Genomic DNA, 14,011 nt, shown 5'->3' on the forward strand with positions numbered 1-14,011 from the left:
TATTGTTTTTAAGTCTATTGTTAAAAAATAAGAGTAATTGCATTTTATTGAATGTCCTTAAAAGTTTCGATTTTCTGTATAAAGCAATAGATTCTCGCACACTTATCAAAATAAAATGTTTGCAAAAGGGAGCTTATACTTTTTTGTCTATCTATCTATCTATCTGTGTTGGCAAAGAAATACTCTTTTGTAATTTTTGGATCATGTGTCGGCTGAAGTGAATTACAAATGTGTATGGCATTAAGGGGACTATCTGTTTAAGGTTTCAGCAAATTTGATTGCTATTGAAGTTCCGATAGTAAAGTTGTCGGTTGTCATATTGCTTTTGGTTTCAAAAACTTTGTCTTTACTGTTTAGCCAACGTCCTTCAATTCGGCAAATGATGCTTTGATTTGGTGAATAGTCGATATTTAAGGAAAGTTCTGTGGTTTGGAAACCATTCATTGTTCCTGTTGGAATAATTATCCCTGTCTCATCTTGATAATATTCTGCTCTGATTGCGGTTTTCCAATTGTTATTAATGGTGTATTGTCCAATAATGACTGGACTCAACCAAAAGTCATAAACGGAACTGTTTTTTGTTCTCTGTTGTGTTCCAATGTCAAAACCTGCGATTAAACCAAACTTTTCGGTTATTTGAAATTGACCGTAAAAATTATTGAAATATCGCATTCTTCTTGTTGTGTCAGGGTCGTCAGTTCCGACAAATGTGCTCCAATTTAAAGTAACTTTTTCAGTTGGGCTGTAATTCACTTGTGTACCAAAAGAGGGTAATGAATTGCCTTCCAATCTTTGAATGCGTTGCCAACCATTAACAATAAATCCTGCTATTTCCCATTTGTCATTTGGGTTGAAAGTCAGTTTTGCTCCTGTTAAAAAATAAGGTGAGTTTTCGGCCAACAAAGAACGTGTCAAAGTCATATTATCCATAGAAATGGCACTTTCAAAACCAATATGGGATGGCAAAACCCCTGCATCTAGCCAAAGGTTATTTTTCTTGTTCAGTGAAATACCAATATTCGCTTCAAAGATGTTTTTCAAAAGGCCTGGTTCTGCTGCATAATTGTCATTGGCATAAGTACCTGTTTGTAGTGCAAAATTGGCTCGGTATTTTGAATGTTCTACATCTAATTTTACAAGACCTAAATTCAAATTAAACTCGTTATGTCGGTTATGGTTGAACAAAAAAGCTTGCCTTTCCGTGCCCTGTGGCTGGTTAAAATCATAAACATAGAAAACATCTGCAAAACCTGAAATATTTAATTGCGGTTTTTGTTGCCAAGTGCTATCCACTTGTGCAGATATGCTTGAACTTGAAAAAATTAGTGCGATGAGTATATTAAACTTCCACATCTGCTCCATCTTCTGTCGTATTAATTTTGCTTCCCAAAAAGATTCGATATTTCTGTTACCTTTTTTCTTTGCGATAGAACTACGACATTATCCAATATTTCTATTTTAGTTCCGCCTTCAGGAACAATTATTTGTTCGTTCCTTTTAATTAAAATGATGCGTGAATCAGATGGTAAAATTCTTTGTTTGTTTAACTCTTTGATTAACTTGTCGGCAATTTTAGAATCTTTTTCTACCTGCATCTCCAACAATTCATAACCATCTCCTAGGTCTAAAAACTCTTTTACATTGGGGCCTTGAACTGCCCTGTATAAATACCTGCCATTCAGTCGGTAAGGACTTTCTACCGTATCCGTGCCTAGTTGTTCAAAAACGGATAAATGCTCTTCATTGTTAACAGAGCATACCAAACGACTAACACCTAATTGTTTGGCCAACAATATGACCAAAGAATTCACAGCATCATCATTAGTGGTTACTATAATGGCATCTGCTTTTTCTGCATTTGCTTCCTTTAGGGCTTCAATACTGGTGGCGTCTGCGTGGATGACCACACAGTCAAAATGAGAAGCAACCCAATCGGCTGTTTCCCTGTTTTTATCTATCACGAATACATCGTGATTGTCTTTTACTGCTGCTTCGATAACGTGTTTTCCAGTTCTTCCTGAACCAATAATAATGATGTGCATAATACTAATTTTTTAGTTTTAAATGTTAAACAATTTTTGGTTGCGTACCATAAAGTAGTACTCTTAATAAAATCAGAATGGGTATGATTTCTATTCTTCCCGCCCACATCTGTATGATATAAACACCTTCTAGAATTGGATTCATACTTGGGTCTGTTATACCCGAACTTAATCCCACAGTGCCCTGTGCTGATGCCGACTCAAAGATGGCATCTGCCAATGTAAAATCGCCCGACATAAAATACACCCCGAATAAGGTAGATACAAAAAGCAACAAGATGTAAATAAGAGTGAAAACTCCTGCTCTTGATAATTCCGAATTCATTTCTTCTGGAAGCATTAACTTATTATTAAAGCGTACCGACTTTATGGAATTTTTGGATAAAAACAATTTATTAATATGCCATTTTAATCCTTTTTGTAGTAACAATGCCCTAATGATTTTAATACCACCAACTGTTCCACCCGCAGACCCTCCAACAATCATTGCAAAAGCCACGGTAAACAATACAGATAGGTCGTCCCATCCACCAATATTAGAAGTTTGCCATCCTGTGGTTGAAAGTGCACTCACAAATTGGAATATTCCTTCTCTGAATGGATTTGAAACTAATTCAGAGTTCATTAGGAATGAGGATAAAACCACACCACCAATTATAGATACAATAATCATTGATCGAGTTTGGATATCATTCCATAATTCGCTAATTTTTCCTTGAAATATGAGTCTATAAAAGAATGGAATAGAAAAACCGCCTATAAGCATTGGAAGCAAAAATAATATATCCATTTTGGTAGATTGATACCCTGCAATACTGTCATCTAGTGTACTAAATCCACCTGTAGATTGTCCTGTCATTGCGTGGTTGATGGCATCAAAAATATTTTCAGATAACGGATAGTTTGGTAATATAAAATAGGTGCCAATTGCGATATAAACGAACATAGCAAAGGTTACTATAAAATACACTTTCCAAATTGCTCTTGCTGTTTCTATTACATTAGTCCTCAATTTGGTACCGCTAGCTTCTGAACTGTAAAGTTGAATTACTCCTTGGCCTGGTAAATGCCTAAAAACTGCAATTGCCATTACTATAAATCCTGCACCTCCAACCCATTGTGAGAAAGAACGATAAAACAAAATAGACTTACCTACTGAAGGCTCATTATATGCCATAGTTAAGCCTGTGGTAGTAAAGGCACTCGTGCTTTCAAAAATACAATGCAATGGATTCCTAAAGTTTAATAAACTTGAAGTATAATCCATTCCAACGGGCACAAACTGTTGCATCACTTCTAATGGCGTAATATGGGCAATGACAAAATAGGGAATTGCACCAAATATCATTATCATTAGCCAACCAATGGCTGCTATGGCCAGCGAGTGCTTTTCTTGAGGTTCTTCAATTTTTTTAAAAAGTCTATAAATCAAATATCCTATTAATGCAGTAAATGTTCCTGCAATTAGGAAGCCTGTTAAGGAATACCATTCTTGGTAAATGATTGCAAATATGGCTGGCACAAGCATTACGAAGCCTAAAATTATTTGCAGACTGGCTACCTGTTTTATAAAAGTTTTGTACATAGATTTTTATTGAAATTGTTGGTTATAATGATTGATTGGTTGAAGCTTCTTGTTTGAGTTTGGTTAAATGCGTTTGAAGATTAGAAAGCTGAACAATTATTTTATCCATGCTTTCAATGGGAATTTGGATATCTTGATAAAGTTGTTTTGCTAATGTTACTTCGTTCAGATAATCAGATACATTATTTTGAAATTCTACTTGGTTTTGAGCATTTATAAACCATTTCAAACCCTTTTTTACTTCTTCATTACATTGAAAAAGTTGTTTTGCACTTTTAGGATGGTCTTGTTCGTAAAGCCTTGAAAATTCAACTACATCAAAGCAAACTTGAACAATCATATCAGCCATTTTTTTCGAAATTGATAATTCCCTGTTCATCGCATATAAACTTTAGAAATGGAAAAATCGGAAATAGAGATACACAGCAGTTCCTAAAACCACCGTTACAATTGTGGGTGTAATCAAGTGCTTAATTTCCTTATACCAATCGTGAATAGACTCGTAGGGTTTCCCTTCACGTTCATCATAAAAAAAATCCCATTTCATTTCTTTGCATTCTTTTTAATAATACAAAGGTCAGATGAAAGGGATAAGTAAAAAATTAAGGATTGATATGTCCGTATAAAGATTTTATAAAGACTATTGAAAGCGATAACCAACACCGCTTTCTGTGACAATGTGTTGCGGATTGTTGGGGTTTTCTTCAATCTTTTTACGCAGCGTGCCAACAAACACTCGTAAATATTGGGTTTCGGTTTGATAGCTGTAACCCCAAATTTCTTTCAAAAGATATTGATGAGTAAGGACTTTACCTTCATTTTTGGCAAATAAAGCTAATAAATTATACTCCGTAGATGTGAGTTTTATAGCTTCATTATTTCGCTGTACAATTCGGGCTACCAAATCAATCTCAATATCACCACAAGTAATGATTGAGTCGTTCTCGGTATTTTGGCTTCTTCTAATTGCTGAACGAATTCTTGCCAACAGTTCGCCTGTGCGGAAAGGCTTGGTCAAATAGTCGGTTGCTCCGTTGTCTAATGCTGAAATAATATCGGTTTCATTGTCCTGAACCGAAAGGATGATAATAGGTTTGTTATACCATTCGCGTAGTTCCTGTAAAATTTCGTGACCGCTTTTATCAGGTAATCCAATATCGAGTAGAATCAAATCTGGTGGATGACTGGCCGATAAAATTAATCCTTCTTTTCCCGTACTTGCTTGAACAACTTTATAATCATTGCTCTCCAAGTTTATATGAAGTAATTTTCTGATTTGCGGTTCATCATCTATTATTAATATTTCTGCCTTATTCATTTTCCAAATTTGTGTTTTTAGAAAATTCACACGGAATTTTAATTAAAAATCTGGCACCACCTTCCTTTAAATTATCCATTAATACTTTTCCATTCATAGCTTCGGTAAAGCCTTTTACTATTGAAAGACCTAAACCAGTTCCACCTGTGGCAGTGTCATTTAAACGATAGAACTTGTCAAAAACATATTCAATCTCATTTTTTGGAAATCCTTTACCATTGTCAAATACTTCAATAAAACAATGCGTTAGATTGTGATCGAGTTGAATTGTAATGATTGTATTTGTAGGTGTGTGTTGAAGAGCATTATGTATGAGATTAAAAAGAATTTGTTCCGTAAGACCGTTATCAATTTTCACTAACGGTATATTCTCTTTTGGGGTAAATACAATTTTGTGATGTTGTGCATCTTTTTCATTGTCTTTTATGGCAGAAAAAACAAGCTCGTTCAAATCGCACCAATCAACTTTAGGTTGAATAAAACCAGCTTCAAGCCTGCTCATACTCAAAAGGTTTTCAACTTGTCGGTTTAATCGAAAACTGGCAATTTCAATTTCAGAATAAAGTTCATTGCGATTTTTGTCAGAAAGCTTGGTTTGGTTGTCTTTGATAGTGTCAATGGAACCTATTATTGTAGAAATAGGTGTTCTCAATTCGTGAGAAAGTGAGTTAAGTAAAGTGTTGTATAATTTGATAGCTTTTTCTTTTTCTTCCTGTTCTCTTTCCTTTCGTTCTACTTTTCGGATTTTGTAGGTTAAAACTGCATTTATAGAAGCAATAACGAAATACATTAAAAACATCAATCCATCTTCTGCTGTGCCAATATGTAAAGTGAATGTTGGTGGGATAAAAAAGAAATTCCAAATCAATGCACTTAATAATGCTGATAGCAGTACTGGAAAAATATCAAACAGAATAGCATTTACAGAAACAAATAAAAGTAAAATAAGCGCAACAGCTCTGTATCCAATAATGTCAACGGAGAAAAAACATAGAATAGAAGTCAACACAATAAGCAGAACACTTATTATGTACTGATTTTTATTGCTGTATTTTCTTGTCTTCAGTAATCCCACATTTTTTGTTCAAAGTTAATGATTAAGTTATAAAGATTTTGTAAAGATGTCGGTCAACATGGGATCGAGAAAGTTATTGCTAAAGATTTGAAAGAGAAGGGAATAGAAAAAGTTCCGCATAATGCTACGAATGCGACTTCCGTAACATCCCTCCATTTATTCAGCATTGAGATTAGCTGTAGCTTGGGTTTGAATTTTTTATTGGATTTCAGATTTGTCGAAAAAAAAATCAAACCCCTTCAACCAAAATCCGGTCACAAATGGATTTACCTAACACAACATCTTTATGAGTATCATACGAAACCGTAAAACTTCCATCAAAACTTTCAATATGGGTAATAGTAATTTTAGTGTTGAGCTGAATTGCCTTGTTGTTTAAAAACAGTAAAAAATCTGTTGAGCTATCTCGCAAAGCCTTAACAATTACAGTCGATTTCGCAGGTATTTGCGAAAGCCGTTTATAATTTGGCCTTGTAAAATTTCCATTTCTATCAGGTATGGGAGATCCGTGCGGGTCTGTTGTTGGAAATCCCATCAGTTCATCCATTCGATCAAAAAACTTGTCGGTTTTAATGTGTTCCAACTCTTCAGCAATTTCGTGAACCTCTTCCCAGCCAAAATTCATTATCTGCAACAAAAACATTTCAGACAATCGGTGCTTCCTTATAATTTCAGCAGCGCATTGCTTGCCTTTTTCGGTTATTCTTATAGGCTTATATTTTTTTGAAATTACAATACCTTCCATTTGTAACTTTTTTATCATATCGTTTGCAGTAGGCTTACTTACTTGTAGTTCTTCCCCTAGATCAGATAGCGAGATATCTTCGTTTTTTTGATGTAGATAGAACAAAGCCTTTATATAATTTTCTTTAATATCAGATGCCATAAAATATTTTTCTTCAAAAATATAAATAAATCTCGAATAATTTTGTTAGGTGACTCTAACTTATTATTTTTGCAATTCTAATTATATTTTTGAAAATCTAAAAAATAATGTGTTTATGAACATTTCAAAGGAATTACCAGAACTACCGTATGACAAGAATGCCTTGGCACCCCTTATTACCGAAGAAACATTTGACTATCATCACGGTAAACACCACGCTGCTTACGTTAAAAATTTAAACGAACTTGTTCAAGATACCGAACTTGAGGATAAATCGGTAAGAGAACTCATTTTAGAAGGGCATAAAAAGCAAGACGCAGGACTGTTTAACAATGCTGCACAACATTGGAACCACAGTTTTTTCTGGCATTGTCTTTCTCCAAATGGCGGTGGCAGTCCCAATGGAAGCGTGATGGAACTTATTGAACGCGACTTCCAGAGTTTTGAAAAATTCAAGGAACAATTTTCTACAATGGCTACCAAACTGTTTGGTGCTGGATGGGCGTGGTTGGCACAAAATGAAGCGGGTAAATTGGAACTCATCCCAATGAAAGATGCACATACACCGCTTACCGAATTCAAAAAACCAATTCTTACCCTAGATGTTTGGGAACATGCCTACTACATAGACTATCGTAATGCCCGCCCTAAATTTGTAGAGAATTTTTGGGATATGGTGAACTGGGATTTTGCCAACACAAACCTAAATAAATAGGCGATGTGTGAAACCCGTTTAAAACATATTGCAAACGACTGGAAAGCGAAGACCGAAGCTTCTAACACCTTGTTCAGAAAAGGCGATTATGAACAATCTTTAAATGGATATCGGGATGCACTTGACCGTGCCAAGGTTTTGAACAACTATAAAAAAGAAGCCACTCGATTGAACATTCCATTTGTGCAACTTTTTACCATTTCCTGCAACAATATCGCTTTTACCTATGAAGAAATGCAAATGAAGAAAAAGGGCAGCAAAATGCTAAAAAGGGTCATTTATTTCTTGTTGACGCTGGTTGAGAGTAACATAGTAAATCTAGACGAAATCCAGAGCGAACTGAAAAGGGCAATGCTCAACTACGCAGATTATGCAAAACGAAATGGGTTACAATCAAAAAACATTGCTAATATACGTGAAGATATTGAAGAGCACCTCAAATTTATTGAGTAAGCCCCCATTTTTATATAAAACTAAGCTTTAAATCAACTATTAATAGAACAAAATTTAGAACAAATGAAACATATATTTACCTTACTATCCCTTTTAGCCATAACTACCGCAATGGCCCAAAACCAACAGACCACAATATCGGGTACTGTAACCTCTAATGGAAACCCTGTTCCTTTTGCAGATGTCTATGTTAAAAATGGTACGAAAGGCACAAGTACAGATGCTGATGGAAATTATAGGTTAGAACTACCAACAGGAAAAATAACGTTGGTAGCACAATCACAAGGATATAAATCTCAAACCAAAATTCTTGAACTTGTAGAAGGTACAGAAATAACTGTAAATTTCAATCTTGATGAGGGCAACGAAAATTTGGACGAGGTTGTGATTACTGGGACACGTACTGCCAAGCGTAGAACAGATTCGCCTGTCATTGTAAACTTAATTGATAGTGAAACCCTACAACAGGTAGTAGCTACAGACCTTGCTGAAGGCCTACGGTTTCAACCTGGACTACGTGTCGAAACAGATTGCCAAACTTGTAATTACACCCAATTAAGAATGAACGGCCTTCAAGGCGGTTACTCGCAAATCCTTATTAATGGCAGACCAATTTTCAGCCCGTTAACAGGTTTATATGGTCTTCAGCAGATTCCTACCAATATGATTGAACGTATCGAAGTGGTACGTGGCGGAGTTTCCGCATTATATGGTTCGAGCGCAATCGGTGGAACGGTAAACGTCATTACAAAAGTCCCAAAACAAAACGGATACAGCGTCAATTACACCTATGAGAGTATTGATGGAGATGCAGAGCAAAGTGTCGTTAATGGAAATGCCACGGTAGTAAGTAAAAATCACAACGCAGGTGCTAATTTTTTTGTAAGCAATAGAAAACGTACTGCCTATGATACCAATGGAGATAATTATTCCGAATTGCCCGAATTAAAGGACAATTCGTTTGGGATGAATGCTTTTTATTTGCCTACTGACAATTCAAAACTGGAAGTCAGTTTTAGTAGTCTCTACGAGTACCGTTATGGTGGGGAAATTGTAGATAAGCCAGCCTACCTCGCACAACAATCTGAAGAGAGAGACCATCACGTTATTTTTGGTAGCTTGGATTATCAAATCAATTTTAATGAGGATAAGAGTTCGCTTATTTTTTACTATGGTGGGCAACGTACCGACCGTGACCATTATACAGGTATTATACCTGATGATACGGATGAACAACAAGATTTTTTCGCAGACCCACCATATGGTATTTCCGATGTAGTTACCCATCAAGGAGGAACACAGTACAATCATAGGTTTGATGAGTTTTTAGGAGGAAGTACCGTTTTTACGGGTGGCGCTGAATATGTATATGATGATGTTTTTGATGAGATTACATCCTACAATTATTTAATAGACCAGACCACCAAAAATTTGGGCGTATTCGTTCAAAATGATTGGGACATTACCGAGAATCTTAACTTCCTGTCTGGTTTTCGAGTGGACAAACACAATTTGGTAGATAACGCTATTGTTAGTCCAAGGGCTTCTTTGCTATATAAGTTAAAGGAAACTACTCAATTCCGGTTAGGTTGGGGAACTGGTTTTAGGGCACCGCAAGCTTTTGATACAGATTTACATATTGCCTTTGCAGGAGGTGGAGTTTCAAGGATATCGCTCGCAGACGACCTTGTGGAAGAACGCTCTAACAGTTTCACAGCTTCCGTAAATTATGATAAGGCAACCGAACATTTTATCGCTGGTTTTACATTGGAAGGTTTTTACACCCATCTTAATGATGCATTTTTTCAATTTCCATTGGGCGAGGATGAATTTGGGGAACGTTTTGAAAAAAGAAACGGGAGCGGTGCTACCGTAAAGGGATTAACTATAGAAGCGCGGGCAAACTTTGATTATGTTTTTCAAATTGAAGCAGGATTTTCATTACAGTCTAGTTTATTTGACGACCCTATGGAAAATATTGAAGGGCTTCCAGCAAAAAGAGAATTCTTGAGAACACCCAATGATTATGGCTATGCAACGTTCACTTACACACCCACCAAAAAATTGAGCGCAAGTGCCAATTTGGTTTACACGGGAAAAATGGACATTGCCCATTTTGGTGGCGAGAATACGGGACAACTTGTTGATGAATACGATGTAACCCCTAACTTTACAGAATTAAGTTTGCGTGTGGGATATACGTTTGACATGCCAAGAGTAAGTACGGGATTGGAATTATACGGTGGTGTTAAAAATGTAACCAATAGTTACCAAGATGATTTTGATATTGGTAAAAATCGGGATAGTAATTATGTATATGGTCCAGGCGCACCACGAAGCATATTTGTTGGTCTAAAAATAAATTCGCTATAAGTTTTGAAATATTTTATTGTATTGTTTTTTTTAAGTGTTAGCCAAACCGCTCTTTCGCAAAATGAAGGAGCGGTTCATTGGCTTACATTTGAACAGTTGGAGGATTCATTAAAAGTAAAACCAAAAAAGGTTTTCATAGAATTTTATGCGGATTGGTGTGCACCTTGCTTAAGAATGCAAAAGGAAGTATTTAACGAATCTGAAATTATAAACAAGCTCAACAAAGACTATTTCGCCGTAAAAATGAATGTTGAAACTACCGATACCATTACGTTTGGTAATCAAGTTTTTGTGAATGAGCGTAAAAACCGCAGAAATCCCGTACATCAGATTCCTTTGCTAATGGCACTTCAAAAGAACAAACCTTTTTCCCTGCCCGCTTTGGTTTTTATGGACAAGAATTTTAAGGCAACCGCAAGGTATTTTCAATACTTGAATAAAGAACAGTTTTTCAAAATCATATCAGAATAATTAAAATGAGCAAATAAATGAAACACAACATCAAAACGATAAAAAAAATTAACTCTTACTTAACCAGTAAGTTTATGTAAAATGAATCATAGTCAATCTCTTTTTAATAAAATATTTTAATTTTTTTATTTCCTCTTATCCCCTGCTTTTTTGTCAAAAGCAATTAGATTAAATAATTTCCGTATTCTGCTACGAACACGGTTACCGTAGCGCTCCTCCAGTTCTTCGGCATTCAGGTTGGTGGTGGTGTGAGTTTTAATTTTATGCCTAGTTTTCTGGTAAAGTTCATAGCGGGATAACATCACTTCACCCATTACGTTCAGATCCTTCCCACAAAACCGTCCAGGGGGTTCAATACCCAAATCATCAAAACAGAAAAATTTTGTGTTCCCATACTCTTCAGTGGTTTTAAAGCTAAGGTGATTAAAACTAAAAGTCACATTCCTACAGGGTATTATCTCGTAGGGGCGTTATAGTGGCACAATGTAGCGCAACAATTTCATCAGACTGGTCTTTCCGCAGCCTATGGGACCGCAAAGTAAAATTACCTTGTCGATATAAATGCGATAGATCTTGCAATTTTCTTTGACCTTGATAATATAGTGGCATAATTAAACTTTCAATATTCAAAAATTATCTATTACAATAATTTGTATCTTTGTTTTCGCTTTAGGGGTATTCTGAAAAGAATTGAGAGAGTCCCTTTGAACCTGATACGGCTTACACCGACGTAGGGAAAAGCAAAAAAAGACGTCTTTTATAAGAGTTTTTTTTTCTTTGTTTTCAGTTTTTTCCTAAAGCTATTTTTTATCTCAATATAAATAGATCAAAATGGAAAGAACACTTTGGAAACATATCCGATCGGTAAAAAATCAATCCCCTTTAATACACAATATTACCAACTATGTGGTAATGAACAACACGGCCAATGCATTGCTGGCTGTAGGTGCTTCTCCTGTAATGGCACACGCTAAAGCAGAAATTAAGGATATGATAGGTATTGCTAGTGCAGTAGTGATCAATATTGGCACATTGGACGAATATTGGTCTGAGGCTATGTTGATGGCAGCGGAAACTGCCCATAGGCTAAACAAACCCTGGGTACTTGACCCCGTTGGTGCAGGAGCCACACCTTATAGAAATGAAATCCTCAAAAAACTATTGCAGTACCGTCCCACAGTAATAAGGGGGAATGCATCTGAGATTTTGGCCCTGTCAGGATCGCAAAGCTCTACAACTAAAGGGGTAGATGGCACAGATTCAAGTAATGATGCTATTCAGGCTGCACGTGAGCTAGTGGAACAATATTGCTCTGTTGTTTGTGTTTCAGGCGAAACGGATGTCATTTTAGATAACAAGAAACGAACGGTATCCATAAAGAGCGGTCATCCTCTGATGACCAAAGTAACAGGTTTAGGTTGTTCGGCATCAGCATTGATAGCTGCTTTTGTAGCTATAGTTGAAGATAAAACGGAAGCCACTACCGCTGCAATGGCTTTACTTGGGATAGCGGGAGAACTTTCCGAAAGACAATCTTCAGGCCCGGGCAGTCTGCAAATGAATATATTGGACAAACTTTACAACATAGAGGAAACTGAATTTGACGAACACCTTAAAGTGTCAATGGAATGAAAAACGAATCGACATTCCCTTATAAACTCTATCTGGTCATCTCCCAAGCAGACTGTAAAGGGCAAAATTTTCTTTATGTAGCAGAGCAGGCTATTTTGGGCGGAGTAGATATTATCCAATTAAGGGAAAAGAATGATGCAATGGATACGTATGCCCGTAAGGCATCCCAACTAAAAGAAATAACCGATAAATATCAAATTTCCCTTATCATCAATGACAATCTTGAAGTAGCAAAGAAAGTTGATGCGACAGGTATACACGTTGGGAACAGGGATGTTACTCCTGCCGAGATAAGAAACCAATGGCATAAAACCAAATATATAGGCTATTCCGTAGAGTATAGTGAACAATTGGACAATCCACAAGTAGCCGTTTCTGATTACCTAGGTATCAGTCCCGTTTTTAGAACTCCTACTAAAATCGATACCGTTACCGAATGGGGACTTGACGGCATTAGAACAATAAGAGATCTTACCGATAAACCATTGGTCGCAATAGGTAATATTCACCTGAATAATATAAAATCGATAATGAATGCAGGTGCAGACTGTGTCGCCGTAGTTTCTGCTATTTGTAGTGCACCCGATCCCCAAAAAGCAGCTTATGAATTAAAAAATGAAATCTTAAAATGAAGACATATAAATACCCATCTGTATTGACTATTGCAGGTTTTGACGGTAGTGGTGGTGCAGGATCCAAGCAGATATCAAAACTATTTCAGCCTTGGGCTGTTATGCCACATCCGTATTGACAGCATTACCGGTACAAAATACCCAAGGTGTAAAAAATATATTTTCCATTCCTATAAAAGCCGTAGCCGAACAGCTCGAAACCATACTGGAAGATATTGTTCCTGATACCATAAAAATAGGCATGGTACACACCCCGGAACTTGTAGATGTCATTGTACAAAAATTGCAGGACTATAAGCATATCCCTATCGTATTTGACCCTGTAATGGTAGCCACCAGCGGACATCGGCTTATTGAAGAAGAAACAATTAACACTATTATTGAAAAGCTATTGCCCATTGCAGATATCATCACGCCCAATATGGACGAAGCGGCTATTCTTTCAAAAACTAAAGTAGAGACTTTAAAAGATATGCAGTTGGTGGGCGAGCATATAAAAGAATTAAGGTGTAAAAATATCTTGTTGAAAGGAGGCCATCAGAAAACAGAGATCATTACTTCGCTGCTGTTAGACGAATCAAATACCTATCATTCTTTTGAATTCAATAAAATTGAAACCAATAACACCCACGGTTCTGGTTGTACGCTATCTTCCGCCATAGCCTCATTTCTAGCAATGGGAAAAAGTATGTACGAAGCGGTGGAGCTTGGACAGCAATATGTATATAATGCTATTAAATACGGTGCAGATACAAAAACAGGAGAGGGAAATGGCCCCTTAAATCACTTTTTTAACCCTCAAAAACTTATTAAAAATGAAATGGTCTGA

Annotated in this window: 14 protein-coding genes, 2 pseudogenes and 1 riboswitch; of the genes and pseudogenes, 7 read left to right on the top strand and 9 right to left on the bottom strand. The window is 36.3% G+C overall.

Annotated features, from left to right (window positions below):
• Positions 1-249: 249 nt before the first annotated feature.
• The 8 genes from ABJ955_RS07535 to ABJ955_RS07570 form a co-directional block, all read right to left on the bottom strand.
• A complete protein-coding gene (locus ABJ955_RS07535) occupies positions 250-1,353 on the bottom strand; it encodes a porin (protein WP_347373981.1) in 1,104 nt (367 codons plus the stop codon).
• 20 nt (positions 1,354-1,373) lie between these two features.
• Positions 1,374-2,042 (bottom strand): TrkA family potassium uptake protein, encoded by a 669-nt coding sequence (locus ABJ955_RS07540; protein WP_347373982.1) that lies wholly within the window; start codon positions 2,040-2,042, stop codon positions 1,374-1,376.
• Between the two features lie 25 nt (positions 2,043-2,067).
• Entirely contained in the window at positions 2,068-3,627 is a 1,560-nt protein-coding gene (locus tag ABJ955_RS07545; protein WP_347373983.1) for a potassium transporter TrkG, read from the bottom strand.
• Positions 3,628-3,649: 22 nt separating this feature from the next.
• Positions 3,650-3,976 (bottom strand): hypothetical protein, encoded by a 327-nt coding sequence (locus ABJ955_RS07550; protein ID WP_347373984.1) that lies wholly within the window; start codon positions 3,974-3,976, stop codon positions 3,650-3,652.
• 42 nt (positions 3,977-4,018) lie between these two features.
• A complete protein-coding gene (locus ABJ955_RS07555) occupies positions 4,019-4,174 on the bottom strand; it encodes a hypothetical protein (protein ID WP_347373985.1) in 156 nt (51 codons plus the stop codon).
• Positions 4,175-4,267: 93 nt separating this feature from the next.
• Positions 4,268-4,945 (bottom strand): response regulator transcription factor, encoded by a 678-nt coding sequence (locus tag ABJ955_RS07560; protein ID WP_286106068.1) that lies wholly within the window; start codon positions 4,943-4,945, stop codon positions 4,268-4,270.
• Positions 4,938-6,020: an ATP-binding protein gene (locus ABJ955_RS07565; RefSeq protein WP_286106069.1), complete on the bottom strand. Its 1,083-nt coding sequence runs from the start codon at positions 6,018-6,020 to the stop codon at positions 4,938-4,940. Before ABJ955_RS07565 ends, ABJ955_RS07560 begins: the two co-directional genes overlap by 8 nt.
• A gap of 229 nt (positions 6,021-6,249) precedes the next feature.
• The gene (locus tag ABJ955_RS07570; protein ID WP_286106070.1) at positions 6,250-6,906 is read right to left on the bottom strand and encodes a metal-dependent transcriptional regulator; all 657 of its coding nucleotides are present in this window, start codon (positions 6,904-6,906) and stop codon (positions 6,250-6,252) included.
• Positions 6,907-7,021: 115 nt separating this feature from the next.
• On the opposite strand from ABJ955_RS07570, the gene ABJ955_RS07575 reads away from it, so the two are divergent.
• The 4 genes from ABJ955_RS07575 to ABJ955_RS07590 all read left to right on the top strand — a co-directional run bounded on the left by ABJ955_RS07575 (position 7,022) and on the right by ABJ955_RS07590 (position 10,918).
• Positions 7,022-7,621, top strand: coding sequence for a superoxide dismutase (locus tag ABJ955_RS07575; RefSeq protein ID WP_286106071.1), 600 nt, complete (start codon positions 7,022-7,024; stop codon positions 7,619-7,621).
• A 3-nt stretch (positions 7,622-7,624) separates the two neighbouring features.
• Positions 7,625-8,074, top strand: a complete 450-nt coding sequence (locus tag ABJ955_RS07580) for a tetratricopeptide repeat protein (protein ID WP_286106072.1) — start codon at positions 7,625-7,627, stop codon at positions 8,072-8,074.
• Between the two features lie 63 nt (positions 8,075-8,137).
• Positions 8,138-10,447 (top strand): TonB-dependent receptor, encoded by a 2,310-nt coding sequence (locus tag ABJ955_RS07585; RefSeq protein WP_347373986.1) that lies wholly within the window; start codon positions 8,138-8,140, stop codon positions 10,445-10,447.
• 21 nt (positions 10,448-10,468) lie between these two features.
• Positions 10,469-10,918 (top strand): thioredoxin family protein, encoded by a 450-nt coding sequence (locus tag ABJ955_RS07590; protein ID WP_347374379.1) that lies wholly within the window; start codon positions 10,469-10,471, stop codon positions 10,916-10,918.
• Positions 10,919-11,043: 125 nt separating this feature from the next.
• On the opposite strand, the pseudogene ABJ955_RS07595 reads toward ABJ955_RS07590, so the two are convergent.
• Positions 11,044-11,544 (bottom strand): annotated as a pseudogene (locus tag ABJ955_RS07595) (ATP-binding protein); the annotation flags it as partial.
• Between the two features lie 35 nt (positions 11,545-11,579).
• Positions 11,580-11,672, top strand: a riboswitch (TPP riboswitch).
• Positions 11,673-11,749: 77 nt separating this feature from the next.
• Between ABJ955_RS07595 and thiM the strand changes: the two are divergent.
• From thiM to thiD, 3 genes and pseudogenes are all read left to right on the top strand, one after another.
• Complete coding sequence (gene thiM / locus ABJ955_RS07600; RefSeq protein ID WP_347373987.1) at positions 11,750-12,550, top strand: hydroxyethylthiazole kinase; 801 nt, start codon at positions 11,750-11,752, stop codon at positions 12,548-12,550.
• Positions 12,547-13,182 (top strand): thiamine phosphate synthase, encoded by a 636-nt coding sequence (gene thiE, locus ABJ955_RS07605; RefSeq protein WP_347373988.1) that lies wholly within the window; start codon positions 12,547-12,549, stop codon positions 13,180-13,182. Before thiM ends, thiE begins: the two co-directional genes overlap by 4 nt.
• Positions 13,179-14,011 (top strand): annotated as a pseudogene (thiD, locus tag ABJ955_RS07610) (bifunctional hydroxymethylpyrimidine kinase/phosphomethylpyrimidine kinase). Before thiE ends, thiD begins: the two are co-directional and overlap by 4 nt.

Source organism: Aequorivita sp. Q41, from assembly GCF_039831855.1.
Taxonomy (GTDB): domain Bacteria; phylum Bacteroidota; class Bacteroidia; order Flavobacteriales; family Flavobacteriaceae; genus Aequorivita.